The sequence below is a fragment of the Streptomyces sp. NBC_00683 genome (assembly GCF_036226745.1).
Lineage (GTDB): Bacteria > Actinomycetota > Actinomycetes > Streptomycetales > Streptomycetaceae > Streptomyces.
Window position 1 is genome coordinate 7,159,863 of sequence record NZ_CP109013.1, and the last position, 24,834, is coordinate 7,184,696.

General features: G+C 69.7%; 21 protein-coding genes and 1 riboswitch. Of the genes, 12 read left to right on the forward strand and 9 right to left on the reverse strand.

All coding sequences use genetic code 11. From position 1 onward, the window contains the following. The first annotated feature begins 62 nt into the window (after window positions 1-62). A complete protein-coding gene (locus tag OG257_RS31940; protein ID WP_329212999.1) occupies window positions 63-1,274 on the forward strand; it encodes an ROK family transcriptional regulator in 1,212 nt (403 codons plus the stop codon). Window positions 1,275-1,347: 73 nt separating this feature from the next. On the opposite strand, the gene OG257_RS31945 is transcribed toward OG257_RS31940, so the two are convergent. Continuing rightward, window positions 1,348-3,690 carry a chitinase C-terminal domain-containing protein gene (locus OG257_RS31945; protein ID WP_329213001.1) on the reverse strand — a complete coding sequence of 781 codons (2,343 nt, stop codon included), beginning with the start codon at window positions 3,688-3,690 and terminating at the stop codon, window positions 1,348-1,350. A 298-nt stretch (window positions 3,691-3,988) separates the two neighbouring features. Further along, a riboswitch (FMN riboswitch) is annotated at window positions 3,989-4,119 on the forward strand. Window positions 4,120-4,277: 158 nt separating this feature from the next. Between OG257_RS31945 and ribD the strand changes: the two genes are divergently transcribed. The 10 genes from ribD (at window position 4,278) to OG257_RS31995 (ending at window position 12,806) form a co-directional block, all read left to right on the forward strand. Beyond that, window positions 4,278-5,378, forward strand: coding sequence for a bifunctional diaminohydroxyphosphoribosylaminopyrimidine deaminase/5-amino-6-(5-phosphoribosylamino)uracil reductase RibD (gene ribD / locus OG257_RS31950; RefSeq protein ID WP_329213003.1), 1,101 nt, complete (start codon window positions 4,278-4,280; stop codon window positions 5,376-5,378). Next, a complete protein-coding gene (locus OG257_RS31955) occupies window positions 5,379-5,999 on the forward strand; it encodes a riboflavin synthase (protein ID WP_329213005.1) in 621 nt (206 codons plus the stop codon). Next, on the forward strand, window positions 5,996-6,640 hold the full coding sequence (locus OG257_RS31960; RefSeq protein WP_329213007.1) for a nicotinamide mononucleotide transporter family protein: 645 nt from the start codon (window positions 5,996-5,998) through the stop codon (window positions 6,638-6,640). The genes OG257_RS31955 and OG257_RS31960 overlap by 4 nt, the downstream gene beginning before the upstream one ends. Further along, a complete protein-coding gene (locus OG257_RS31965; RefSeq protein WP_329213009.1) occupies window positions 6,637-7,926 on the forward strand; it encodes a bifunctional 3,4-dihydroxy-2-butanone-4-phosphate synthase/GTP cyclohydrolase II in 1,290 nt (429 codons plus the stop codon). Before OG257_RS31960 ends, OG257_RS31965 begins: the two co-directional genes overlap by 4 nt. A 24-nt stretch (window positions 7,927-7,950) precedes the next feature. Next, window positions 7,951-8,436 (forward strand): 6,7-dimethyl-8-ribityllumazine synthase, encoded by a 486-nt coding sequence (gene ribH / locus OG257_RS31970; RefSeq protein ID WP_307128077.1) that lies wholly within the window; start codon window positions 7,951-7,953, stop codon window positions 8,434-8,436. 35 nt (window positions 8,437-8,471) lie between these two features. Then, window positions 8,472-8,744, forward strand: coding sequence for a phosphoribosyl-ATP diphosphatase (locus OG257_RS31975; protein ID WP_056787177.1), 273 nt, complete (start codon window positions 8,472-8,474; stop codon window positions 8,742-8,744). A 53-nt stretch (window positions 8,745-8,797) separates the two neighbouring features. Next, on the forward strand, window positions 8,798-9,646 hold the full coding sequence (hisG, locus tag OG257_RS31980; RefSeq protein WP_329213012.1) for an ATP phosphoribosyltransferase: 849 nt from the start codon (window positions 8,798-8,800) through the stop codon (window positions 9,644-9,646). 41 nt (window positions 9,647-9,687) lie between these two features. Further along, complete coding sequence (locus tag OG257_RS31985) at window positions 9,688-10,164, forward strand: PH domain-containing protein (RefSeq protein ID WP_329213014.1); 477 nt, start codon at window positions 9,688-9,690, stop codon at window positions 10,162-10,164. A 183-nt stretch (window positions 10,165-10,347) separates the two neighbouring features. Further along, the gene (locus tag OG257_RS31990; protein WP_329213016.1) at window positions 10,348-11,715 is read left to right on the forward strand and encodes a hemolysin family protein; all 1,368 of its coding nucleotides are present in this window, start codon (window positions 10,348-10,350) and stop codon (window positions 11,713-11,715) included. After that, window positions 11,712-12,806, forward strand: a complete 1,095-nt coding sequence (locus tag OG257_RS31995; RefSeq protein ID WP_329213018.1) for a hemolysin family protein — start codon at window positions 11,712-11,714, stop codon at window positions 12,804-12,806. Before OG257_RS31990 ends, OG257_RS31995 begins: the two co-directional genes overlap by 4 nt. A 70-nt stretch (window positions 12,807-12,876) precedes the next feature. Here OG257_RS31995 and OG257_RS32000 read toward each other — a convergent pair whose 3' ends face one another. Together OG257_RS32000 and OG257_RS32005 are read right to left on the reverse strand one after the other, a co-directional pair. Then, window positions 12,877-14,778, reverse strand: coding sequence for an AAA family ATPase (locus OG257_RS32000; RefSeq protein ID WP_329213020.1), 1,902 nt, complete (start codon window positions 14,776-14,778; stop codon window positions 12,877-12,879). 375 nt (window positions 14,779-15,153) lie between these two features. Beyond that, the gene (locus tag OG257_RS32005; protein ID WP_329213022.1) at window positions 15,154-15,768 is read right to left on the reverse strand and encodes a uridine kinase family protein; all 615 of its coding nucleotides are present in this window, start codon (window positions 15,766-15,768) and stop codon (window positions 15,154-15,156) included. A gap of 192 nt (window positions 15,769-15,960) precedes the next feature. On the opposite strand from OG257_RS32005, the gene OG257_RS32010 reads away from it, so the two are divergent. Then, the gene (locus tag OG257_RS32010; protein ID WP_329213024.1) at window positions 15,961-17,316 is read left to right on the forward strand and encodes a peptidase C39 family protein; all 1,356 of its coding nucleotides are present in this window, start codon (window positions 15,961-15,963) and stop codon (window positions 17,314-17,316) included. Between the two features lie 99 nt (window positions 17,317-17,415). Here the strand turns inward: OG257_RS32010 and OG257_RS32015 are convergent, their stop codons facing one another. Genes OG257_RS32015 through OG257_RS32040 form a run of 6 tightly spaced genes read right to left on the reverse strand, consistent with a single transcriptional unit; the run spans window position 17,416 to window position 24,813 of the window. Further along, a complete protein-coding gene (locus OG257_RS32015) occupies window positions 17,416-18,255 on the reverse strand; it encodes an alpha/beta hydrolase (RefSeq protein ID WP_329213026.1) in 840 nt (279 codons plus the stop codon). Window positions 18,256-18,266: 11 nt separating this feature from the next. Further along, complete coding sequence (locus OG257_RS32020) at window positions 18,267-20,258, reverse strand: DUF2264 domain-containing protein (protein WP_329213028.1); 1,992 nt, start codon at window positions 20,256-20,258, stop codon at window positions 18,267-18,269. After that, window positions 20,255-21,340 (reverse strand): LacI family DNA-binding transcriptional regulator, encoded by a 1,086-nt coding sequence (locus tag OG257_RS32025; protein ID WP_329213030.1) that lies wholly within the window; start codon window positions 21,338-21,340, stop codon window positions 20,255-20,257. The genes OG257_RS32020 and OG257_RS32025 overlap by 4 nt, the downstream gene beginning before the upstream one ends. Before the next feature lie 43 nt (window positions 21,341-21,383). Then, window positions 21,384-23,033: an extracellular solute-binding protein gene (locus OG257_RS32030; RefSeq protein WP_329213032.1), complete on the reverse strand. Its 1,650-nt coding sequence runs from the start codon at window positions 23,031-23,033 to the stop codon at window positions 21,384-21,386. Window positions 23,034-23,074: 41 nt separating this feature from the next. Next, window positions 23,075-23,962, reverse strand: coding sequence for a carbohydrate ABC transporter permease (locus tag OG257_RS32035; RefSeq protein WP_329213034.1), 888 nt, complete (start codon window positions 23,960-23,962; stop codon window positions 23,075-23,077). Further along, entirely contained in the window at window positions 23,959-24,813 is an 855-nt protein-coding gene (locus tag OG257_RS32040; protein WP_329213036.1) for an ABC transporter permease, read from the reverse strand. Before OG257_RS32040 ends, OG257_RS32035 begins: the two co-directional genes overlap by 4 nt. Between the last annotated feature and the right edge of the window lie 21 nt (window positions 24,814-24,834).

The window sequence follows — 24,834 nt, forward strand, 5'->3', positions numbered from 1 at the left end:
GGAACCCTGCCTGATAAATAGTCCACCATGGTGGACCGGCAGAGATCTGGAAGGATCCCGGCATGCCCGCATCCCCGAGCACAGCCCGGGCCATCAACGACCGGCTCGCCCTGCGACTGCTCCAGCAGGACGGCCCGCTGACGGCCACTCAGCTCAAGACCCTGACCGGACTGTCCCGCCCCACGGTCGCCGACCTGGTCGAACGGCTGCAGGACGCCGGCCTGGTCAAGGTCGTCGGCGAGAGCGGATCGGACCGCCGGGGTCCCAATGCCCGGCTGTACGGGATCGTGGCCGACCGTGCGCACCTGGCCGCTCTCGACGTGCGCACCGACAGCGTCGCCGTGGTCGTGGCCGATCTGCTCGGTGTCACGCTCGCCGAGGCCACCCTGCCGATCGGCAGCGACACCGCGACCGAGCCCGCGGTGGAACAGGCCGTCGCGCTGCTGGAGCGCACCGCCCGCGCCGCGGGAACCGCGCCACTGCACAGCGTCGGCATCGGAGCCCCCGGCCTCATCGACCCCGTTTCCGGCGAACTCCGCAACACGACAGGCCTCCCGGCCTGGCATCGCGGGCTGGTCAAGGTGCTCCAGCAGCGGCTGCCCGCGACGGTCCTCGTGGAGAACGAGACCAACCTGGCAGCCGTCGCCGAACACCGCATCGGTGCCGCACGCGACCGCGACACCTTCGTCCTGCTCTGGCTCGGCCACGGCATCGGAGCCGCCGTCATGCTGGACGGAAAGCTGCGCCGCGGCGCCTCCGGCGGGGCGGGCGAGATCGGATTCCTGCCGGTACCCGGCACCAGCAGGGTGCCCTCGGCACTCAACTGCGACGGCGGCTACCACTCGCTGGCCGGCTCCGTCGCCGTCTGCGAACTCGCGGCCGACCACGGCATCAAGGCGCAGGGCCCCGCGGGTGACGGGGAGCAGGAGCAGTACCTCGCCGCCGCGTCCGTCGTCCGTTCCGCGCTGGCCGCGGACGGCCCGGAGGGTGACGCGTTCCTGGCGGCCCTGGCCGACCGGATCGCGCTTGGCGCCGCAGCCGTCGTCTCGGTGCTCGACCCCGGCTGCCTCGTCCTGGCCGGCGAGGTCGGCAGGGCGGGCGGAGACACGCTCGCCGCACGGGTCGAGGAACGGCTCGCCCGCATGTCGCCCTTGCCCACCGAGGTCAGGGCGGGGGAGCTGGGCGGCAGCGCGGTCCTGCGCGGCGCGCTGCTCGCCGCCCGCGAGGCCGCACAGGAGGTCCTGTTCGCTCCGGGTGGAGCCGGGGTGCGGTGAAAGACCCCGTACGGCAAAGAGCCCGGCGGTGACGGGCGTTGTGCCGGTCACCGCCGGGCGGTCGATCCCGGGTTCAGCAGGCGCCGAGGTCCTGCCAGACGCCCCACTCACCGGTGGAGCCGGGCGTTTCGCCCTTCGTCCACCACCGGGCCTTCCACGTGTGCGCGTCGTGGCTCACCGACGTACCCGCTCCGTACTCCGCCGCGGCGCTCCACGGCGCCGCCGAGCAGCTTCCGCCACCCGGACCCCCGGTGGGGGTGGGGGTGGGCGTCGGGGTGGGGCCGGTCCCCGTCCCAGGCTGGACCACGGTGGTGCCGCGTGCCAGGTCCCCGGCGAGGGAGTACGTGGACCCGCCGAAGGTCACCGTCCAGTTGGACGGGGTCGACGTCGGGAGGTAGTAGACGAAGTCCAGCTGTACGGAGGCTCCCGGAGCCAGCGTCTGCCAGGCGGGCAGCTTCAGCGAGACACGGTTGTAGTCGCCCCTCAGGCCGCCGATGTTGTTCGGCGCGGTGTGGTCGCTGCGCACGATCGTCGTACCGAAGCCCGACTGGTCCTTGGCGTTGGCGGGGGCCGAGGTCGCGTAGTCGAACCGGAACTCGGTGCCGCCGGGCAGGGTCGCCGTCGTGTTGTTGGTGATCTTCAGCTTCGGGCCGATCGGGTAGTTCGAGTCCCCCAGCGGGAACTGCTCGAACGACACGTCGATGTCGAGGGCCTCGGAGGGCAGGTCGACGGTCGACCGCGTCGCACCGTACGGGGCGGCCGACTTGAACGCGTCGTACATCGCCGTCGTCAGCGTGGACCCCGGCTCGTACTGTCCCTTGGCGGCGTTCCAGCCGTAGTCGCCCGCGAGCTCCCAGATCATCGTGCCGCCGATGCCCTTGTCGACGACGTAGTCCGCCTTCGCGGCCACCGACTGCTCGTCCTCGGTGGACAGGAAGACCTTCTTCTCCGCGTTCCACAGCCAGGGCGCGATCAGCGTCGAGTCGTAGTTGCGGACATAGGTGCCGGTGAGCTCGGTGCCGGCCGGGAAGCCGTACTGCGTGACGTAGTCGCCGACGACGCCCTTCTCCAGGTTCTTGGCGTGCCACATGGGGTTGGAGCCCGCGGGGGACTCCTTGCCGTTGGTGTCCAGGTCGTGCCAGAGGTTGTCGATGCCGACGGCCCCGTCGCCGCACTTGGTCAGGCCGGCGCCCGCGGGGCAGTCGGTGGTGGCGGCCTTGCCCCACAGCCCGTTCGTGCCGCCCTGCACGTTCTTGAAGCCGCGGGAGTAGTACGGCAGCCCGATGTTGATCCGGCCGGCCGGCATGGAACCGCGGAAGTAGTGGTAGGCCCAGTCGGTGTTGAGGTAGCCGGTTCCGGCGTACTGGGAGGTCGAGTAGACGCCCGCCTGCGCCAGTTCGGCGTCCTTGCCGTCGTCGTAGAGCGAGGCGTTGGGGCCGACGTACTCGTTCCAGGCGCCGTGCAGGTCGTAGGACATGATGTTCACGTAGTCCAGGTACTTCTGTACCTGGAAGGTCTCCATGCCGCGCAGCAGATAGCCGGAGGAGGGCGCCGCGACGGTCAGCAGGTAGTGCTTGCCGTCGGCGGCGGACGCGCGGTCGAGCTTCTCGCGCAGCGTCTTCATTAGTGCGGCGTAGCTCTTGACGAGGCCCGCGCGGCGCGCGTTGGACAGCGTGTGGTCGAGCGGGTTGCCCGCGTCCTTCATCGTCGTCGGGTACTCGTAGTCGATGTCGACTCCGTTGAATCCGTACGTCCGGAGGAAGGTGACGGTGGAGTCGGCGAAGGTGTCGATGCCGGTCTGGTTGACCGAGCCGTCGGCGTTCGTGGCCATCGAGTAGAAGCCGCCGGAGTCCACCCGGTCGCCGTTGTCGTCGAAGTAGCCGCCGGTCTCGGCCCAGCCGCCCACCGAGACGAGGGTCTTCACGTCGGGGTGCTGCTTCTTGAACTTGTTGAGCAGATTGAAGTGCCCCTTGTAAGGGAGGGCGGGGTCCATCTCGGCACCCGCGACACCGGGCCAGGTCATTCCGGTGGAGGCGTTCTGCGGGCTGTCGGTGCCCACGGAGATCTTGTTGGCACCGTCGATGTGCGCGAACGCGTAGTTCAGATGGGTGACCTTGTCCCAGGGGATGTCCGGGGCGAGGTAGGCCGGCTTCCCGTCCTTGCCGGTCCGCCAGTTGGTGAAGTACCCGATGACGCGCCGCTGATGGTCGGCGCCCATCTTCTCGCGGCCTTCGCTGTCGTAGACGGAGCAGTAGGGCACGTCGACGCCGGGGGTCCGGTACAGACCGTCGGGGCGACAGGACTCCTGGTCGGCTGCGGCGGCCGAGGGGATGGCGGTGAGTGAGCCCAGCAGCAGTCCGGCGACGGCTGCACCGGCTGCGAGCAGGGTGGTTCTCGCACGGGTGGGGGACAGCATGTGTGTTGTTCCTCCTGGGGAGGTCGGCAGAACACAACTGGCAAGGGGGCTTTGCGATGTGCGTGGTCCGGGTGTGCGCACACCCGGCAGACGTTCCTCGGAGGTGACGCAGAGATTAAGAGGACTAGACCAATGAGTCAATAGGTCTGGACCATTTCGGGGATGTTGTCCCGTCCGGGTGACGGGGGCACGCACGCCCGTCCGTGAGTGGAGACCCCATCCGGTGTGTGAGCGGTGCCACAGAAGGCGCCCGTTCGGCCCAAGGCCGGTCGTGGCACAATGTGTCCTGTACCAGTAGCAGCGCACTCCGGGGTCGGTGTAATTCCGAACCGGCGGTTATAGTCCGCGACCCGTCCGCATCCAGCGGCCGGTTGACCAGGTGAGATTCCTGGACCGACGGTGAAAGTCCGGATGGGAGGCAGTGCGCGGCGGTCCGTCACAGGTACGCCGCTTCGGGCGGATGCGTTCCGGGATCTTCCGGGACCACGCATCCGTGCCTCCGGCTCGGCGTTCCCCTGTTGCGTTCCGCTTCATCTGTCGTCATCGACAGGCCCCGGAGTCCGTGCCCGAAGAGGCAGGAGGACCCGGTGGCCACCGCAGCCGATATCACCGCCATGCGGCGAGCGATCACGCTCGCAGCCCGCGGACTCGGCTCCACCAGCCCCAACCCGGTTGTCGGGTGCGTGATCCTCGACGCCGCCGGACAACCGGCCGGTGAGGGATTCCACCGGCGCGCCGGTGGGCCGCACGCCGAGATCCACGCCCTGCGCGAGGCCGGCGAGAAGGCCGGGGGCGGCACCGCCTACGTCACCCTCGAACCCTGCAACCACACCGGACGCACCGGCCCCTGCGCGCAGGCGCTCGTGGCAGCCGGTGTCGAGCGGGTGGTGTACGCCGTCGGTGACCCGAACCCGCAGGCCACCGGAGGCGCCGACACCCTGCGCGCCGCCGGGATCCAGGTGGAGCAGGGACTCCTCGCCGAAGAGGCCGAGGCGGGTAACGCCGCCTGGCTGACCTCCGTGCGGCTCGGCCGCCCGTACGTCCTGTGGAAGTACGCGGCGACCCTCGACGGCCGGATCGCCGCCGCGGACGCCACGAGCCGCTGGATCACCTCGGCCGAGTCCCGCGCCGACGTCCACCGGCTGCGCGCCGAGGCCGACGCCGTCGTGGTCGGTGCCGGCACGGCCCACACCGACGACCCCCAGCTCGCGGTACGCGGCATCGAAGGCGCCGACCAGCCGCTCCGGGTCGTCGTCGACACGGGTGCCACCGCCGTACGGCCCGGCTCCCGGGTGCTCGACGGCACGGCGCCCACCCTGATCGCGGTCGCCGGCGACGCCGACACCGCTCACCTCCCCGAAGACACCGTGCTCCGGCTGCCCCGCGCCGCCACCGGCCCCGGCCTGGACATCCCGTCCCTGCTCACGGCCCTGCACGGGCGCGGTATCCGCTCCGTACTCCTCGAAGGCGGACCGGTCCTCGCCGGTTCCTTCGTTGCCGCGGGAGCAGTCGACAAGGTCGTCGGCTATCTCGCTCCGGTCCTCCTCGGCGCGGGCCCGGCAGCCCTCGCCGACGCCGGAATCACCACCATCTCCCAGGCGTTGCGCCTCGATGTGACCGAGACCGTCCGTATCGGCCCCGATCTGCGCATCACCGCCGTCCCCGTCCCTGCTCGGAAGGGAAACTGAGTGTTCACCGGAATTGTCGAAGAACTGGGTGAGGTCACCGCCGTCGAGAAGCTCGGCGACGCCTCCCGCTTCCGACTGCGCGGCCCCGTTGTCACCGAAGGCGCCAAGCACGGCGACTCCATCGCCGTCAACGGCGTCTGCCTCACCGTCGTGGACCTCGGCGAACACGAGTTCACCGCCGATGTGATGGCCGAGACGCTGAACCGCTCCAGCCTCGGGGCGCTCGAAACGGGCTCCCGGGTCAACCTGGAGCGCCCCATGGCGCTCGGCGGCCGGCTCGGCGGACACATCGTCCAGGGCCACGTCGACGGCACGGGCCGCATCATCGAGCGCAAGATCTCCGAGAACTGGGAGATCGTGAAGATCTCCCTGCCCGCCGATCTCACCCGCTACGTGGTGGAGAAGGGCTCGATCACGGTCGACGGCGTGAGCCTGACCGTCGTCGACGCGGGCCCCGACTACTTCACCATCAGCCTCATCCCCACCACTCTCGCGCTGACCACACTGGGTGTGAAGGAGCCCGGCGACCCGGTCAACCTCGAAGTGGACGTCATCGCGAAGTACGTCGAGCGCCTGCTCGGCGGGACCGCCGCCCCGGAAGCCGGAGGGCCGGTCGCATGAGTGCCCTGGACTGGCTGAACTCGGAGGCGTTCACCGCCTTCGGCCAGCACATCATCTGGTCGGACCTGATCGGCAACACGATCGGTCTGATAGCCCTGGCCCTCGGCTGGCTCCGCTCGGTCTGGACCTGGCCCGCCCAGCTCCTGTCCGGCGTCGTCCTGATCGCGGCCAACGTCTCCGTGCAGCAGGCGGGCAGCGTCGGCAAGCAGCTGATCGTCGTCGCCGTCGCCGTATGGGGCTGGCAGCAGTGGACCCGCGGCAGGCAGCAGGCCCAGGACGGCTCCATCGCCGTGCGCTTCGCCACCTGGCGCGAGCGTGCGTACCTGGTGGGCGGCGCCGCGGTCGGCACCCTCGCGGTCGGCGGCCTGTTCACCGCCTTCCCCTCGCTCTCCTGGAGCCCATGGGCGGACGCGTACATCTTCGCCGGCACGCTCGTCGCGATGCTGGCCCAGGCCCGCGGCATGGTCGAGTTCTGGTTCGCGTGGCTGCTCGTCGACCTCGTCGGCGTACCGCTCAACTTCCACAGCGGACTCGCCTTCTCCGGTCTCATCTACGTCGTCTACGGCGCCCTCGTCCTGTGGGGCATGCGCGACTGGTGGCTGCGTACGCGGTCACCCGCTCTGGAAGGAGCCACGGCATGACTGCCCAGCCCACCTGGTTGCACGACCGTACGGCCGAGGACCTGTCCCTCGACCCCGTGGAGCAGGCGATCCGCGACATCGCCGCCGGCCGGCCCGTCGTGGTCGTCGACGACGAGGACCGGGAGAACGAGGGCGACCTCGTCATCGCCGCCGAGAAGGCGACCCCCGAGATCGTCGCGTTCATGATGAGCGAGTGCCGTGGGCTGATCTGCGCGCCCATGGAGAACGACGAGCTGGAACGGCTCGAGCTCCCGCAGATGGTCGACAACAACACGGAGTCGATGAAGACCGCCTTCACCGTCTCCGTCGACGCCTCGGCCGCTCACGGTGTGACCACCGGGATCTCCGCCGCCGACCGGGCCACCACGCTGCGGATGCTGGCGGGCGGCAGGGCGGGCCCCGGCGACTTCGTCCGGCCCGGCCACATCTTCCCGCTGCGCGCCCGCTCCGGCGGAGTCCTCGTCCGCAACGGCCACACCGAGGCCGCGGTGGACCTCGCACGGCTCGCCGGGCTGCGCCCCGCAGGCGCCATCGTCGAGATCGCCGGCGAGGACGGGGTGATGCTCAGGCTGCCCGAGCTCGTACCGTTCGCCCGCAAGCACGGACTGACGATCATCTCCATCGAGGACCTGATCGCCTACCGGCGCAGCTCGGAACCGACCGTCCGGCGTGAGGCGGAGGTACGGCTGCCGACCGCGTTCGGCGCCTTCACCGCGTACGGCTACCGCTCCACCGTCGACGGCGTCGAGCACGTCGCACTCGTGCACGGGGACATCGGCGACGGCCAGGACGTCCTCGTCCGGGTCCACTCCGAGTGCCTGACGGGGGACATCTTCCAGTCCCAGCGCTGCGACTGCGGCCCCCAGCTGCACGCCTCGATGGAACGCATCACGACCGAGGGCCGCGGCATCGTCGTCTATCTGCGCGGTCACGAGGGCCGTGGCATCGGCCTGCTGTCCAAGCTGCGGGCGTACGAACTCCAGGAGCGGGGCTCCGACACCCTCGACGCCAATCTCGAGCTCGGCCTGCCGGCCGATGCCAGGGACTACGCGGCGGGTGCCCAGATCCTCGAGGACCTCGGTGTCCGCACGCTCCGGCTGATGACCAACAACCCCGACAAGACCGCCGCGCTCGTGCGGCACGGGCTCGGCATCACCGGGCGCGAACCCATGCCCGTCCAGGCCGGCGAACACAATCTGCGGTACCTGCGCACCAAGCGGGACCGTATGGGGCACGACCTGCCCTGGCTCGACGCGGCCACCGCGTCGACCTGCGGCAACCAGTAAGCACAGACGAACAGTAGGAGAGACATGAGCGGCAAGGGCGCACCCGAACTGTCCGTACGCAACTGCGGTGACCTGCGGGTGGCAGTGATCGCTGCCCAGTGGCACGAGAAGGTCATGGACGGACTCGTCGACGGGGCCCTGCGCGCCCTGCACGACCTGGGCATCGACGAACCGACCCTTCTCAGGGTCCCCGGCAGCTTCGAGCTCCCGGTGGTCGCCAAGGTCCTCGCGGGACGCGGGTACGACGCGATCGTCGCCCTCGGAGTGATCATCCGTGGCGGCACCCCCCACTTCGAGTACGTGTCCCAGGGCGTCACCAACGGCCTCACCCAGGTCACCGTCGACACCGGCGTCCCCGTCGGCTTCGGCGTCCTCACCTGCGACACCGAGGAGCAGGCGCTGGACCGGGCAGGACTCGAGGGCTCCAACGAGGACAAGGGGCACGAAGCGGTCACCGCCGCCGTCGCCACCGCGGCCACGCTGCGTACCGTCAGCGAACCCTGGCGCTGAGAGAGGGTCCGGGACCCCGTATTCTAAGGACCATCATGGCGAACAAAACCTTCGAAGAGCTCTTCGCCGAGCTGCAGCTCAAGGCCGCCAACGGCGACCCCTCCACCTCCCGCACCGCCGAACTGGTGGACAAGGGTGTGCATGCCATCGGCAAGAAGGTCGTCGAGGAGGCCGCCGAGGTCTGGATGGCCGCCGAGTACGAGGGCAAGGAAGCCGCCGCCGAGGAGATCTCGCAGCTGCTGTACCACGTCCAGGTGATGATGGTCGCCCGCGGAATCTCCCTCGACGACGTCTACGCCCACCTCTGAGCACGCCCCCGCCCGTTCCCGGAACTCCCTCCGCACAAAGGAAACCTGACCTCATGCTGCGCATCGCCGTCCCCAACAAGGGTGCAATCTCCGGGCCTGCGATGGCGATGCTCCATGAGGCGGGCTACCAGCAGCGCAAGGAGTCGAAGGAACTCGTCCTCGTCGACCCGACGAACCAGGTCGAGTTCTTCTACCTGCGGCCGCGCGACATCGCGATCTACGTCAGCTCCGGCCGCCTGGACATCGGCATCACCGGCCGCGACCTGCTGCTGGACTCCGGAGCCGACGCCGAGGAGATCCTTCAGCTCGGCTTCGCCCGCTCCACCTTCCGTTACGCCACGAAGCCCGGCACGGCCACCGGCCCGCAGGACTTCGAGGGCATGACGATCGCCACCTCCTACGAGGGCATCGTCGCCAAGCACCTCGCCGAAGAGGGCGTCAAGGCCTCGGTCGTGCACCTCGACGGCGCGGTCGAGACGGCCATCGAGCTCGGTGTCGCCCAGATCATCGCCGACGTGGTGGAGACCGGCACCAGCCTGCGCAACGCCGGACTCGAAGTCATCGGCGAGCCGATCATGTCGTCCGAAGCGGTCGTGATCCGTCGCAAGGGCGCCCCCGCCGACGAGCCCAAGGTGGAGCAGTTCCTGCGCCGCCTGCAGGGCGTCCTGGTCGCCCGCAGCTACGTGATGATGGACTACGACTGCCGCGTCGAGCACCTGGAGCGCGCCGTGGCCCTCACCCCGGGCCTCGAATCGCCGACCATCTCCCCGCTGCACCACGAGGGCTGGGTGGCGGTCCGCTCCATGGTCGCCGCCAAGGAGGCGCAGCGGATCATGGACGACCTGTACGAGCTCGGCGCCCGCGCCATCCTCACCACGGCCATCCACGCCTGCCGCCTCTGACGGCCCGGACCGACCAGCGCACACCGAAGGACGACAGTCTCATGGCCGCCCCCGCGTCCCGGACCGAACTCCCCGCTCTCCCGGTCACCTTCAGGCCCACCCTCACCCGGGTGGTCCTGCTGACCGTGGGAGTGGCGATGTTCGTCGTCATCACCGCCGTCGCCCTGATCCTCGAACACCTGAGCCCAGGGGAGCGGACCAGCTTCGTCTTCGTCGCGCTGCTCTTCCTCGGTGTCCTCGCCCTGCTCAGCAGGCCGAAGATCGTCGCCGACGAGGCAGGGATCAGGGTGGTCAACATCACCCGGACCCGCCGACTGGCCTGGGCGGAGATCCTGCGCGTCAATCTGCGGGCGGGTGACCCCTGGGTCTTCCTCGACCTCAGCGACGGCACCAGCATGCCCGCCCTCGGTATCCAGCCCGGAATCGCCAGGGAACAGGCCATTCGTGACGCACGGACACTCCGCGCGCTCGTGGAATTCCACGGCACCGGAACGGACGACGCCACGGAGAACGTCTGAGCCCCCTGCCCCGAAGAGCCGCATCTTGATTACTCTGGAGGGCGGCGGCGCCCTGAGCGCCCCGCCCCGCACCAGAGGCCCCCAGGCCTGCGGGGCATTCCTGCGACCCAAGGAGTGACTCCCTCCAGCAATGGACGGATCGTCCGGTAGTACCTGCGCCGCCCTCTCCCCGGAGGCGGCGGCATGACAACCCCCCTGCTGCTTCTCAGCGCGGCATTCCTTCTCATCCTCGCCAACGGATTCTTCGTGGCAGCCGAATTCGGGCTCGTCACGGTGGACCGGCCGGACGCCGAACGCGCCGCCGCCGAAGGCGACCGCCGGGCCCGCACCGTCGTCGCGGCCCTGCGTGAACTCTCCTTCCAGCTCTCCGGCACCCAGCTCGGCATCACCATCACCTCGCTGGTCGTCGGCATGCTCGCCGAACCCGCACTCGCCCAGCTGCTCGCCGGACCCCTCACCGCCACCGGACTGCCCGCAGGGGCCGTCCCCGGAGTGAGCGTCGTGATCGGCATGCTGCTCGCCTCCGCCGTCCAGATGGTCATCGGCGAGCTCGTACCGAAGAACTGGGCGGTCTCCCGGCCGCTCCAGGTCGCCCGGTTCGTCGCCGGTCCCCAGCACCGGTTCGCCACCCTGCTGCGGCCGGTGATCACTGTGCTGAACACCGTGGCCAACCGGCTGGTGCGGCTGCTCGGTGTCGAGCCCACCGACGAACTGGCCTCCGCGCGCACCCCCGGCGAACTGGTCTCGCTCGCCCGTCACTCGGCCGAGGCCGGCACCCTGGAGCAGGACACCGCAGATCTCTTCGTGCGGACCCTGTCGCTCGCCGGTCTCACCGCGCAGCACGTGATGACCCCGCGGGTGAAGGTCAGCGCCCTGCAGTCGTCGGCGACCGCCGCGGACGTCCTCAACCTCACCCGGGCCACCGGGCTCTCCCGCTTTCCCGTCTACCGGGACCGCATCGACGAGGTCGTGGGGATGGTGCACCTCAAGGACGCCCTCGCCGTCCCCGCCCAGGACCGGCTCCGGACCCCGGCGGGCCGGATCGCCGTACCGCCGCTCCTGGTACCGGAGACGCTGCCTGTCGAACAGCTGCTCCGGCAACTGCGCAACGAGCAGCCGATCGCCGTCGTGGTCGACGAGTACGGCGGCACCGCCGGTGTCGTCACCCTCGAGGACATCATCGAGGAACTCGTCGGCGAGGTGAGGGACGAGCACGACGCCGAAGGCGCCGACCGTCCCGAGCTGACGTCCGTCGTCGCCGACGACGGACGTCCCGGCTGGGACGTGGAGGGAAGCTGCCGGGTGCTGACCCTGCTGCGGATAGGCCTCGACGTGCCCGAGGGACCGTACGAGACCGTGGCAGGACTGGTCGCCGACCTGCTGGGACGCATTCCCGCCCCCGGTGACCGGGCCGAGCTGCCCGGCTGGCGGATCTCCGTCCGCCAGGTCGGCCACTACCGCGCCGAGCAGGTCCGCTTCGTCCGGCTGACGGGCGCGGCGGAACCGGCGGAGCGGGAGCCCGTCCGTGCGCTGGTGGAGGCTGTGCGATGAGTCTCGTCCAGTTGCTCTTCGCCGGACTCCTGGTGCTGGCGAACGGCTTCTTCGTCGGCGCCGAATTCGCTCTGGTGTCCGTGCGTCGCAGTCAGATCGAACCCCTGGCCGCCAATGGGTCGAGCAGGGCGGGACAGGTGCTGTACGGCCTGGAGAACCTGCCGCAGATGATGGCCGCCGCGCAGTTCGGCATCACGGTCTGCTCGCTCACCCTCGGCGCCGTCGCCGAGCCGACCGTCGCCCACCTCCTGGAGCCGGTCTTCCACGCGGCGCACATGCCCGAGGGACTCATTCACCCCCTCGGCTACGCCCTGGCCCTCGTCTCCGTGATCTTCCTCCATCTCGTCATCGGCGAAATGGTCCCGAAGAACCTGGCGATGGCCGCTCCCGAGAAGACCGCGATGTGGCTCAGCCCCGGCCTGGTCGGCTTCGCCCGGCTCTGCCGGCCGGTCACCTCGGCGCTCGGAGCCTGTGCCCGGCTCGTGCTCCGGCTCTTCAAGGTCGAGCCGAAGGACGAGGTCGAGGCCGTCTTCACCAGCGAACAGCTCAACCGCCTGGTGGAGGACTCCGGACAGGCCGGACTGCTCGAACCCGAGGCGCAGGAACGGCTCGGGGACGCACTGGAGATGGGCAGCCGGCCCGTCACCGACGTGCTGCTCGACCGGGCGTCCCTGGTGACGGTGGACCCGTCCGTCACCCCGCGCCAGGTCGAGGAGCTGACCGTACGGACCGGTTTCTCGCGCTTTCCTGTCCGTGCGGAGGGCGGCGGCCCCTTCATGGGCTACCTGCACGTCAAGGACGTCCTCGAGCTGGAGGACGGCGAGCGGGCCGTCCCGCAGCAGATCTGGCGCCCGATGGCGACCGTGCGGGCGGAACTCCCGCTGGACGACGCCCTGACCGTGATGCGCCGCGCCGCGACGCATCTGGCCCAGGTCGCCGACGCCACGGGCAAGGTGCTCGGCCTGGTCGCCATGGAGGACGTCCTGGAAATGCTCGTCGGCGAGGTCCGGGACCCCGCGCACCGCGTCTCGATGCCCCGCCGCACGGTGAAGGTGCCGACGGAGCACAAGGCCATGGCCCCACTGGGCTGACAGGTCGGTCACCACCGGAACAGAACCGGATCGGCGCCGGGCGGGCACACCCCGCCCGGCGCCCCGCTTCTCACAGCGCCCCGGGCTCCGGCTTCCCACGGTCCACAGGTCCACGCCCGGAGAGCACTTCGCCGTACGCCTGCATCAGGTCCGGCAGCCGGAGCGTGGCCAGATCGTCCCGGGTCGGCGCGACCGCGTAGCCGGAGAGCCGCAGATCGCGGTAGGCGCAGCTCTTCTCGTACAGCGTGCGGAGGAAGCGGCCGTTGCCCAGCTCGTCGATCCAGCCCTGGTCGACCACGTGCCCGCTGATGCTGCGCAGCTCGTCCAGGGACTCCTCGTCCCACACATCGCCGTTCTCGGCGGCCAGCACCCCGCCGATCGCGGTGAGTTCCAGAGGGCGGTAGCTGGGGAAGTCCACCCGGGTCGTGAAGCGTGAGGAGAGGCCCGGATTGGTGGAGAGCAGCCGGTCCATGCCTTCCGGGTAGCCCGCGAGGATGACGACGAGATGGTCCCTGTTGTCCTCGGCCCGCTTGAGCAGGACCTGCAGGGCTTCGTCGCCGTACGCGTCGCCCTTGCTGTAACCGGAGTTGGAGAGGCTGTACGCCTCATCCACGAAGAGCACCCCGCCGAGCGCCGAATCGATCAGCTCATTGGCCTTCACAGCCGTCTGGCCGAGGAACTCACCGACGAGGTCGGACCGCTGGGCCTCCACCAGATGGTCACCGCCCAGGAGCCCGAGCGCGTAGAACACCCGGCCGAGAATGCGAGCGACCGTGGTCTTACCCGTCCCGGAGGGGCCGGAGAAGACGAAGTGACGCTTCGGCGGCTGCACCGGAAGACCCTGCTCGGCGCGGAGCCGCGCCATGTTGAGCTGCGCGGACAGGGCCTTGACCTGGCGTTTCACGGGTTCGAGTCCCACCATGCGCTCCAGCTCCGCCAAGGCCTCGGCGAGCAGTGCCGGATCGCTCGGCCCCGACGGGAAGGCGGCAGCCGCCGGCTTTCCCGCGGACTTCTCCCGCACCCCGTCGGCACGCGGCGCCGCACCGGCTCCCGGCAGGTCCTGCGGGTCCCCGCCGAGCCAGGGTTCGCGCCCGTCCACCAGATCGGTGCCCAGCAGCGAGTCCCCGTCCGCCTGGGCCTCCGTGCCCGTTCCGTCCGGTCCGAAGCCGGCCATCGACACCGCGGCCAGATCGGCCGCCTCGTCGTACCCGTCCCCCTCGGAGATCGCCGCGAGCCGGGCCGAGGTGTCCATGAAAGCCGGGTCCACGCGATGCACCGCCCGGTACAGCGGCAGCGCCGCCGCGCTGCGCCCGGTGCCCTCGTGGGCCCGCGCGAGCCAGTAGCGCAGCTCCTTGCGCTGCGGCTGCTCGCTGCGGCAGCGCATCAGGGCCGCGGACAGCAGCGGCTCCGCATGCCCGTACATCTCCAGGCGCACCCGGGCCATGCCGCCGAAGAGCCCGGCCTCGATGCCGAGCAGCGGATCGTCGACCAGCTGCTCCGTGGTGCGTACGAGTTGCTCCCAGTCCTTGACCAGGTAGGCGCGGCACGCGTGGAGGAACCGCACATGCGGATCCGTGTCGATCGGGGGAAGGCCCGCCAGCGCCCGGTCCAGCTCGGGTACGTGACGGCCGTCCAGCCAGTGCGAGGCGTGCGCGAGGAGCAGGTCGCGCGGGCTCTCCAGCACCGGTTGCACCCACCAGCCCAGCCAGTACCAGGAGTTGAGCGTGCGACGGTGGCGCGCCCGTTGTTCACCGAACCGGTCTCGATGGCGGTACATGCGTAAGAGTGCGGTGGTGGTGTCGATCCGCAGCGCATGGAGGCCGAGCCAGCCGTCCGCCATGCCGGGATCGAAGCGCACCGCAGTTCTGAATTCCTCCTCGGCCTGCGGGTACGCGCCCATCGTGTAGGCGTCCACGCCGCGCAGCCAGGCAAGGTCGGCGGGGGCTTGTGCGCCCTGCGTGCCGATGTCCATCAGGTCCCCCACAAACCGTGCCCCCAGAATGTCCCGCCCGCACAGCATGCCCATCGGAGCGTGCCGAATCACTGTGTCAGGGACGGGAATTGACCGCACCGAGATGCATCGTACCTGTACAGGGAGTGAGCGGCTAAGTGCGTAACCGGCGCATCGAAGCCGTGACCGAGTGTGAGCGGAAAGTGCCACCCGGCGGCGGGAACGCGCGCCCGAGGGCAGAACGAAGCCCCCGATCACGGGGGAACAACCGGGGGCTCCGCGTCTGTGAGGGCTCCGAAAAGCCGCACATTGAGAACGTAAGACCTGTACGGCCCCTCGGTCAAGCCGAGTTGGAGCGCTCCGGGAGCGAATTCCGACTGCTCGGTATGGCGACCCTCAACCTTCACTGTGCGTGATGATGCGACTCGTTCCCGCTGTCGCGTGAGGCGCTTCCAGCCACGCGTACCCCTCGGGCAACTGCCGTATCAGCGCGTCCGCGAAGAGGTACGAGGGATCGTCGGCGAAATGCTCGAGTTCCGCGACGGTCCAGCCGTCCCAGAATTCCGAGAGAGCGGGGCCGTCGCGGCGACGGCCCCGCTCCCAGGACCTGTCACTGTCCCCTTCGAGCCACAGCAGCCCCGCAAGGAACGGACGCACCGCACTCCGGCCCGCGCCCACCCCCTCGATGAGCATCACCGGGGCGGGCGCCAGCGCCCGCGGCGGCCCGAAGCACCTGCTGGTCCAGTCGTACGGGGCGTAGTGCGCCGTCTCTCCGCGCGAGAGCGGGCCGAGGACCTGCGCCCGCAGCCGGTCGGTCCAGGCGAAGAGCTCGTCATGGGTGGCGAGGTCGTCCAGATGCAGCACGGGGGCGTCGTCCAGAGCCGCGGCCAGCCGGCCCGCGAAGGTCGTCTTGCCTGAGCCCGCGTGGCCGTCGACCGCGATCAGCCGCACCGGCCCGCAGGACGGGGCGAGGGAGCGCAGGCGGCGGGCGTGGTCCGCCAGGTCGTTCATGCCTCCAGCCTAGGTGACGCCCCGCAGCCGGCATCCGGCCGGAGCCCCCGCAGGTCACGCCAGTGGACCAGACCAATATTGATCACGCGACGCGGCGCGAATCGCTGGCCGGATCCGGTCCGGACCCGCAATAGTTGGCCCACCGATCGGCATCCGCAGCCCCATTTCCGCTCACGACAGGGGGTCTCGCCCATGACCAGACCGACTTCACGCAGGACCGTGCTGACCGCCGCGCTCGCGGCCGGGGCAGGTGCGGTGTCCGCCGCAGGTTCCGCGGCAGCCGCTCCCGCCCGCACCTCTCCCACCCCGGCGGTCACCTCGCTCGTCGACAACCGATTCTGGAACACCTACACCGACTGGCGCTTCGGTTCCTCCGAAGGCACACGCGCGGTCGCCGGCCGCCGGCCGGGTCTGGTGATCTCGGCCCCCGCCGGGACCACCGACTACGCCGACCCGCACACCGGCAGGACCACCACCTGGGAGTACGCGACCTGGACCTCACCCGTCCACCGCTCCACGGTGCCGGCCACCGAGGTCATCGCTTCCTGGAACGCCCGCACTCCGGCCGGTACTTGGATCCAGATCGAGCTGCGCGGCCGCTACTCCGACGGGACCGACACCCCCTGGTACGTGATGGGCCGTTGGGCCTCGGGCGACGCCGACATCCGGCGGACCTCCGTCGACGACCAGACCGACGGCAGGAGCACGGTCTGGACCGACACCTTCTCGGTGGACGACGCCGCGAGCGGGCTGCGGCTGGTCTCGTACCGGCTCCGGCTCACCCTCCACCGGACCCCGGGCAGCCGCCTCACGCCCACGGTCCACCGCGTCGGCGCGATGGCCTCGGACGTCCCGGACCGCTTCACCGTCCCGGCTGCCGCGCCGGGGCTCGTCCGCGAGCTGGCGGTGCCCCGCTACTCGCAGAACGTCCACGTGGGGCAGTACCCCGAGTACGACAACGGTGGCGAGGCCTGGTGCAGCCCCACCTCCTCGCAGATGATCATCGAGTACTGGGGACGCAAGCCCACCGAGGACGACCTGTCCTGGGTCAAGCCGGGCCTCGCCGACCCCCAGGTCTGCCACGCGGCCCGCTACACCTTCGACTACCAGTACGACGGCTGCGGCAACTGGCCCTTCAACGCCGCCTACGCGTCCACCTACAAGGACATGAACGCGGTCGTCACACGGCTCGGGTCGCTGAAGGACCTGGAGAAGCTGGTCGGTGCGGGCGTTCCGGTCATAACGTCCCAGTCGTTCCTCAAGACGGAGCTGACCGGGGCGGGCTACGGCACCTCCGGCCATCTGATGACCGTCATCGGCTTCACGGCCGACGGCGATGTGATCGCCAACGACCCCGCCTCGCCGGACAACGGGGCCGTTCGGCGCGTCTACCTCCGGCGCGAGTGGGAAAATATCTGGCTGCGGACGAAGCGCTACGACGCGAACGGCGCGGTCAGGAGCGGTACGGGCGGCGTCTGCTACGTCTACTGGCCGACGGACCCGACATCGAGTCAGCAGCGGGTTCTGAGGTCGCTGGGCCTGATCTGAGCATCTAGGGACCGACGGCCGCCTCGACGACCTGACGGCAGCGCTCCTGACCGTCCTGCGTGAGGCGGCCGTGGTCCGTCGCGATCTTTGCCGAGCGATTCACCTCCTGGGTCTCCCTTCCATGGCTCCCTTCTGCGGAGGTCCCTGCACGGTCGGCGACAGCGCTGCTGCGAGAAAGTCCAAGGACGCCGAGGCACCGGCGGGGACGGGTACGTGGTTGAGATGGCCATGCGGCATCCTGGCCGCCAGGTGTGTTCTCACCGGTACGCCCACGGAGGCCAGCTGCCGCTGCAGCAACTCCCCTGAAGGACGTAGGTCGTCGAACTCCGAGAGCGTGATGGCGGTGAGGGGCAGTCCGTCCAGCCGGGCCGCGCCCGGAAGCGCGAGTGCGGGAATGTCGGTGATTCTTCCGACGTAGTCGGCGACCATCGCATCGACCGTCTTCGGGGGGAACCGGAGTATCCCGGGCAGCGCCGCCATTTCGCGAGCGGTCTCGTCGTCGATCGCGGGGTTGGGGTAGTGCGCGAAGGGATAAGCGAGCAGGAGGCGATCGGCGGGTCGGGAGTCGTCACGCCCGCGGAGCGCCGCAGCAAGCGCCAGTGCCGCTCCCGCGCTGGCGCCACCCAGCGCGCGGATGCCGATCTCCGAGCTGTCGGCGAACGAGGCGAGCCACTTCCAGGCGGCATACACGTCGTCCAGGGGTACCGGGAAGGTGACGCCGTCCCCGGCGAGCCGATAGTCGACGGACACGACGAGGGCCGTAGCCCGCGCGGCGAGTTCCGCGCTCACTCCATGTGCTTCCTGCATATCGATCGAGCCGTGGCGGAACCCTCCGCCGTGCATCCACAGCAGAGCGGAGGAAGGACAGGTGGCCGGCCTGTAGATGCGCAGCGGGATGACGCCGTGCGGCCCGTCGATGGCGTAGTCCTCAGTTGTCACTGAGGAGGGCGCTACTGCCTGGTGCACGCTGCCTCCGTGGCTGCTGTCGACCTTCGGACATGAGTGATCGTGCCGTCGGGAAACCTGACCTCTGTCGTGCCGTCGGGCGCGGCGGAGGCCTGGGCAAGGGCGCACAGGTCGGCCAGGTCGTCGCGCAGTTTCGGATCTGCGGTGAGTACGACGAGGGTGACCAGCAGCCGCGTGCCGCCGTGGTGATGTGTCAGGGTCAACGAGGGGGCGGCCGAAAACTGGCCGACCGCGTTCCGGCCCTGTGCATGGGCCACCTCACCGAAGGGTAGGCGGCCGTTTTCGTCCCAGCCGAGCACTCCGACCAGCGCGGTGCTCAGGCCGTCGGCGCGCCGGACCGCAGCCCAGCCCGGGCCGGTCTCTCCGGCGGGGAGAACGTCGTCGGAGGCAAGGGCCCAACCGCCTTCACGTATGGCGAACCCTGTGGGTGCCTCGACCTGGTGAATACGCATTTCCCACGGCCCGTGCACGACGCTGGTCGAGACGATGCGTGCGGAGGCTTCGCCCTCGGCCGTGGACGGCGCATGCCAGGACGCAGCGCACCGGTCGTGGGTGTGGAGGGGGTGGATACGCCCCCTTACGGTCGAGGAGTCGGCCGGCCCCAGCAGCGCGATGTGGTTGTCCGGCGCGTACGGGCTGTCGTCCGGTGGTGTTTCCGGTGCCGTAGCGCTGGAGTACGCGAACCGGCTGTAGTGCGGGCTGTGGTGGACCGGAGCCGGCGCCGGGGGCAGCCGGTCGCTGCCGTGGTTGATCAGGCGGACGATGCCGTCGCCGGCCGTGGAGTGGAGCAGCCAGCCCGGAGCGGGGAGGGCCAGATATTGGTCGGCGATGTCGACGGGGGCCGCTTCCTCGGGCGCGGTCCACACCGCGTGTTCGGGTGGCAGCAGCAGCCCCAGGAACGCCTTGCCCGCCCAATAGGGGGAGGCAGGCCCGGAGTAGGCCTGGGTGACGGGCAGGAACGGCCGGTACCAGCCCAGGCTCAACAGCCCGTCGCCGCCGGGTACTCCTCGGTCGGCGAAGTGCTTGAGAGCTCCGGAGGCCAGGCGGCGGGTTCGGCCGGGAGGCAGGGGAGAGGCGTCCACCAGTGCGCCGGCGAACAGCGGAGCCGCAGTGGCGAACCGGTAGGTGAGGGAGCGCCCTTGGTGGACGGGGGCACCGTCCGTACCAAAGAAGTGCTGGTGGGTCTTGAGGAACGTCCGCATTCTGGAGCGGTGGGTGGCCACCAGTGTGACGTCCGCGCGGTCGCCCGCGATGCGCGACCACAGCGCGGGGTAGAGGTGCAGTGCCAGGGCGTTGTAGTAGTCGAACTTGCGGCCGTCGCCGTCGGTGTACCAGCCGTCCCCCCGGTACCAGTCGTCCAGGCGGGCGAGGCCGGCGTCGATCTCGCTCTGCCGGTAGGAGGCGCCGATGGAGGCGAGGAACTCCTCGGTGATGACTTGGAAGAGGCGCCAGTTGGAGTCGTTGGGCCGGGCCCCGACGAAGCCCTCCAGCCATGCGGCGACCCGCTGTCGCACGGCGTCGGGCAGGTGGTCCCACAGCCAGGGGCGTGTCTCGTGCAGGGCGATCGCGATGGACGCGGCCTCCACCATGGGCTGCGAGCGGTCGGTGATCTGCGGCCAGTGCTCCGGGTGATGAGGGTCGGTGCCCGCGGCGAGGCCGGTCGCGTATCGGGTGATGAGGTCGCTGATGAACGTGCGGCCAGGGAGGTCCTGGCCCTGCGCGCCGGCGATACGGAATGCCGCCAGGAGGAACGAGCGGGCGTATCCCTCCAAGCCGTCCGACCACGCGCCTGCGTAACCGGTGCGGCCCGGAAGCCGGTACTGGGCCAGGTGGGGGGTGGCGTAAGGCAGTAGACCGGCCAGCAGTGTGTCCGCTTGAGCTTCCCAGTGCGCCCGGGTGTATCCCGTGAACGGGGACAGGGGCCGGTTCGGAAGCGGTGGTGACTGCGGGGCGATCGGCTGATACGGCGGAGTCATGCCGGGGCGAGCCCTCCAACTATGCGGGGTTTACGGTGTGCCGCGGGAGCGCCGACGCTGTCCCGCACGACGATGTGCGTACCGAGCACATGGCGGACCGACGACGACAACGCGTCCGGGTCGCGGAGTGCCAGGCGTACGGCGGCGCGTCCGAGCTCTTCGGCGGGAGTGCGCACCGTGGTGAGTGGGGGGTTGAAGTCCTGGGCGAGCGGGATGTCGTTGTAGCCGACCACGGAGATGTCGTCGGGGACACGCAGGCCTGCGTCCGAGACGGCACGCAGTGCGCCGGCGGCCACCATGTCGTCCCCGGCGAAGACTGCGGTGAAGTCGCTCCGCCGGTTCAACAGCTGTGCCATGGCCTGGTATCCGGCGCTGCGGCCCAGGCCGCAGTCGATGACGTCCTCGCTCCCGGCGCCGATTCCGTGTGCCACCAGAGCGGCGCGGTATCCGGCGACCCGCGCGTCCAGGGCGGAGTTGCCCGGCAGGCCACCGAGGAACACGATGCGCCGGTGGCCCGCGGAGACGAGATGGCTGGTGAGGGCGTGGGCGCCCGCCTCGTTGTCGAACTCGACGACGACGGCGGGAAGTTCCTGGTCGGGGGAGGGGCGACCGCACAGTACGAGACGTGACCCGGCTGCTTTCAGGGCATGGGCATAACGGGTCACCCGCTCCCGGTAGGCGTCGTCCTCGACGATCCCGCCCACCAGGATGACGAGCCCGGCGCCCTCCTCACGCATGAGCTGCACGAGTTCCGTCTCGCGGCGCGGGTCTCCACCGGTGGACCCGACCAGACACAGCCTGCCGTGATCAGATGCCTCGGCCTCCACCCCCTCGGCCACCTGCGCGTAGAAGGGGCTGGTGAGCTGCCGCAGCACGACGGCCACCATGCTGCGGCCACCCCCCACCAGGGCTCTGGCATGGGCGTTGGCGACGTAATCGAGGGACTGCGCCGCCCTGAGCACCCGTGTGCGCGTGGCAGGCGGCACCGGGTAGTTGCCACTCAGTACGCGGGAGACCGTCGCAGGGGACACCCCCGCCTGCTCCGCAACCTCGCGGATGGTGACCCGCCCCTTCGCCGCCATGCTCGTTCCTCTCGTTCCCGTGTCCGCCGCCCGCGCCCCGCCGTCAGCTGTTGGCGGCATGCTCCTTCGCGAATTCCTCCGCCATTCTGTCGCCGCCCTGGCTGCGCCACTTCTTGACCGCCGCATCCAGATCGGCCATCGAGGACCGTCCGGCGACCACCGCGGTGACGGTGTCATCCATCAGGGCCCTCAAGGTCGCTCCCTGGGCGACGTCGGTGCGGGAGACCAGCCCGAAGGACACGTTACGGATGGTGACGGGTACGACCTTCTCCTGCCAGGCATGCAGAGCGCGGACCGCTTCCGGCCGCCCGGCCACGAACAGCACCTGTGGTCCCTCCGCCAGATACCGGAAGGGCAGGTTCGTGATGTTCTCCACCTCCCCGAGCGCGTTGCGCTGGGGCGATCCGTCCTTGGCACGGGTGAAGTGCACACCTTCCACGCCGTACTGCAGCAGCTCCCACTCCTTCGAGCCGAACGGCGCCGCCAAGAAGTCGAGGACCCGGAGCAGCATCTCTATGCGCTCCTTCTTCGCCTTCTTCAGGATGGTGTAGCCGAAGGAACGGCGGGCGGCGACGGCACCTCCCGGGGCGCCGTCCACGCTGTAGGGCACGGCCGGGGCGGGGGTGAGCAGCCCCTTCGAGTCCGGGTACAGGCTCGTGTAGGCACCGAAGCCGTTCTGCATGGACCCGACCGTGCCGTTGAGGAACAGCGTGGTGAGGTCCGGGGAGGACATCGATGTGGCGTCGGGATGGTAGGAGCCGTTCTTGCGCAGCTGGGACTGGAACGCGACAGCGGCCGTGAACCGCTCATCGGTGTAGTTCGGGAGGAACGTGCCGTCCTTGTCGATGGCCCAGCCCTGCGGGGCTCCGTGCGCGGCGGAGTGAATCGCGTTGCAGAACAGCGATCCCTTGGCGGCGCCCAGGGCGTAGGACTTGCCTTGGGTGGCCTTCTTCGCGACGGAGGCGAAGTCCTCCGATCCCCAGGCGTCCTTCATACCGGCGTCCGTGAACATGTCCTGGTTGAGCCAGAGGGTTGAGCCCGTCACCGGGCGCTCCAGGGGGATGCCGTAGAGATGACCGCCGATGCGGCCCATGTCGTGCCAGGCGGGCGTGGGGATGCCGGCCAGGTTGGGGTAGTCGTGGATCGCCGCCCCGGACAGGTAGGGGGTGAGGTCCTGGGCCCGCTTCTGGACGAACTGCGCCTCGCGGGGCAGCACATAGCCGGAGAACATGTTGATGATGTCCGGCAGCGACTCGGCCTCGCCGGCCATGACCGTGGCCATCTTCTTCTGGTAGTCGGCCTGCGGGATGACCGTGAACTCGATCTTCACCCCGAGCGCCTTCTCGACGGCACGCCAGTACTGGTTCTCCGCCGCCGGCTTCGGAGGTGTGCCGAAGGTGACGGACATGACCCGGATGGTGCTTCCGTCGCCCGGTGTGCGCTTGACCGCGGTGGCGAGGTCCGCGGGGTAGCTGGTGTATCCGGCCTGGACCCCGGACTCCGTCGGGGCGAGATCGGGCTTCGCACCCGGTGCCGCCTTGTATTCGGGCCAGGCGGCGAGCTTCTTGCCCGCGTTGGACACGTCGCCGCCGCTCGAGGAACTGGAGCAGGCGGTGAGGAGGGACGGCACGGCGGCGGCAGCGCCCGTGGCTGCCATGGTGCGCAGCACGGTGCGCCGGGACATTCTGGGCATGGCTGTTCGACCTTTCGGAGTGCGGCTCGTGAAGGGGAAGGTCAGCTCTTGATGGCGCCGGTGAGCACGCCCTTGGTGAAGTACTTCTGAAGGAACGGGTAGACGAGCAGGATCGGGACCGTGGCGATCACCAGGACCGCCATCTGCACCGTCTGCGGTGCGCTGACCGTGCCCTCACCCGTCGTCGTGTCGGTGAGGCCTTCGCCGGCCACGACATAGGTGCGCAGGACCTGCTGCAGCGGCCAGTGGTCGCTCTCCATGTACAGCGAGGCGTAGAACCAGGAATTCCAGTACGCCACGGCGTAGAAGAGGCCGACGACCGCGAGTGCCGCCTTGGACAGCGGCAGCACGATGGACCACAGGATGCGCAGATCACTGGCTCCGTCGAGCCGGGCGGCCTCGTACATCTCCTCGGGGATGCCCTGGAAGAACCCGCGGAGCACCACGAGGTTGAACACGTTGACCAGCACCGGCAGGACCAACGAAGCGTAGGAGTCCAGCAGTCCGAGTTCCTTCACGACCAGGAAGCTGGGGATCATGCCTGGCGGGAAGAGGAACGTGAAGAGCACCAGCAGCAGTACGGGCTTGCTGCCGTACACGTTGGGCCGGGCCAGCGCGTAGGCCAGGAAGACCGTGCAGAGCAGGCTGAGTGCGGTGCCGACCGCGGTGACGCCGATGCTCACCCCCAGGGCGTGGGTGACGATGCCGCCGTTCAGGATGTCGCGGTAGGCGTCGAGTGTGGGTTCGGTCGGCCACAGGACCCAGCCGCCGTTGTCGACCACTTCGCGCTGCGAGGCGAGCGAGGTGGACAGGATGGTGAGGAAGGGGACGCACACCAGCGCCACCACGACCACCAGGGCGATCACCTTGCCGACCTGCGTGACCGGTTTGGGCTTCTCCATCCACCCGGGGCGTACCTGCGTGCTCATCTGTAGACCCCCTGCTCGCCGAGGCGGTGCGCCACCTTGTTGGCCGCGTAGACGAGTGCGGCCCCGATGAGGCCCTTGAACAGTCCGGCTGCCGCGGCGTAGCCGTAGTCGCCGCCGACGATGCCCTGGTAGTAGACGAAGGTGTCGATGATCTCGGCGGCTTCGGGGCCGACAGCGTCGCGTTGGAGCAGCATCTGCTCGAAGCCGACGGACAGGATGTCGCCCAGCCGCATGATGAGCAGGAGCACCACGACCGGCCGGATGGCGGGCAGCGTGACGTGCCAGAAGCGGCGCCAGGGGCCTGCCCCGTCGATGGCAGCGGCTTCGTACTGCTGCTCGTCGACCTGGGACAGGGCCGCCAGGAAGATGATGGTGCCCCAGCCGGCGTCCTTCCAGATGACCTGGGCGACCACGAGGGGTTTGAAGGCGTCGGGGTTGCCGACGATGTCGACCGTGTGGATTCCGGCGTCCTGCAGGTAGCCGTTCACCATGCCGGTGTCGCCCAGGACTTGCTGGAAGAGGGCGACGACGATCACCCACGACACGAAGTGCGGCAGGTAGGCGATCGACTGGACGAAGCGGCGGACCGTGCCCCAGGTGAGGCTGTGCAGCAGCAGGGCCAGGGCGAGCGGCACGGGGAAGTAGAAGACGAGTTGCAGGACCGCGATCACGATCGTGTTGATCACGGAGTGCCAGAAGGCGTCGTCCTGCAGCATGCGCTGGAAGTTGTCGCCGCCGACCCAGGCGCTGCCCCAGATGCCGTCGAAGGGGACGTAGTCCTTGAAGGCGATGATGTTGCCGGCGAGGGCGCCGTAGTGGAAGACGAGGAAGTAGGCGAAGCTGCCGAACATGAGCAGGGACAGCGCGATGCT

Coding starts and splice junctions, on each gene's coding strand:
- OG257_RS31940 (WP_329212999.1), top strand. CDS start 63: ATGCCCGCATCCCCGAGCACAGCCCGGGCCATCAACGACCGGCTCGCC.
- OG257_RS31945 (WP_329213001.1), bottom strand. CDS start 3,690: ATGCTGTCCCCCACCCGTGCGAGAACCACCCTGCTCGCAGCCGGTGCA.
- OG257_RS31960 (WP_329213007.1), top strand. CDS start 5,996: ATGAGTGCCCTGGACTGGCTGAACTCGGAGGCGTTCACCGCCTTCGGC.
- OG257_RS31965 (WP_329213009.1), top strand. CDS start 6,637: ATGACTGCCCAGCCCACCTGGTTGCACGACCGTACGGCCGAGGACCTG.
- ribH (WP_307128077.1), top strand. CDS start 7,951: ATGAGCGGCAAGGGCGCACCCGAACTGTCCGTACGCAACTGCGGTGAC.
- OG257_RS31975 (WP_056787177.1), top strand. CDS start 8,472: ATGGCGAACAAAACCTTCGAAGAGCTCTTCGCCGAGCTGCAGCTCAAG.
- hisG (WP_329213012.1), top strand. CDS start 8,798: ATGCTGCGCATCGCCGTCCCCAACAAGGGTGCAATCTCCGGGCCTGCG.
- OG257_RS31985 (WP_329213014.1), top strand. CDS start 9,688: ATGGCCGCCCCCGCGTCCCGGACCGAACTCCCCGCTCTCCCGGTCACC.
- OG257_RS31990 (WP_329213016.1), top strand. CDS start 10,348: ATGACAACCCCCCTGCTGCTTCTCAGCGCGGCATTCCTTCTCATCCTC.
- OG257_RS31995 (WP_329213018.1), top strand. CDS start 11,712: ATGAGTCTCGTCCAGTTGCTCTTCGCCGGACTCCTGGTGCTGGCGAAC.
- OG257_RS32000 (WP_329213020.1), bottom strand. CDS start 14,778: ATGGACATCGGCACGCAGGGCGCACAAGCCCCCGCCGACCTTGCCTGG.
- OG257_RS32005 (WP_329213022.1), bottom strand. CDS start 15,768: ATGAACGACCTGGCGGACCACGCCCGCCGCCTGCGCTCCCTCGCCCCG.
- OG257_RS32010 (WP_329213024.1), top strand. CDS start 15,961: ATGACCAGACCGACTTCACGCAGGACCGTGCTGACCGCCGCGCTCGCG.
- OG257_RS32020 (WP_329213028.1), bottom strand. CDS start 20,258: ATGACTCCGCCGTATCAGCCGATCGCCCCGCAGTCACCACCGCTTCCG.
- OG257_RS32025 (WP_329213030.1), bottom strand. CDS start 21,340: ATGGCGGCGAAGGGGCGGGTCACCATCCGCGAGGTTGCGGAGCAGGCG.
- OG257_RS32030 (WP_329213032.1), bottom strand. CDS start 23,033: ATGCCCAGAATGTCCCGGCGCACCGTGCTGCGCACCATGGCAGCCACG.
- OG257_RS32035 (WP_329213034.1), bottom strand. CDS start 23,962: ATGAGCACGCAGGTACGCCCCGGGTGGATGGAGAAGCCCAAACCGGTC.
- OG257_RS32040 (WP_329213036.1), bottom strand. CDS start 24,813: ATGTTCGGCAGCTTCGCCTACTTCCTCGTCTTCCACTACGGCGCCCTC.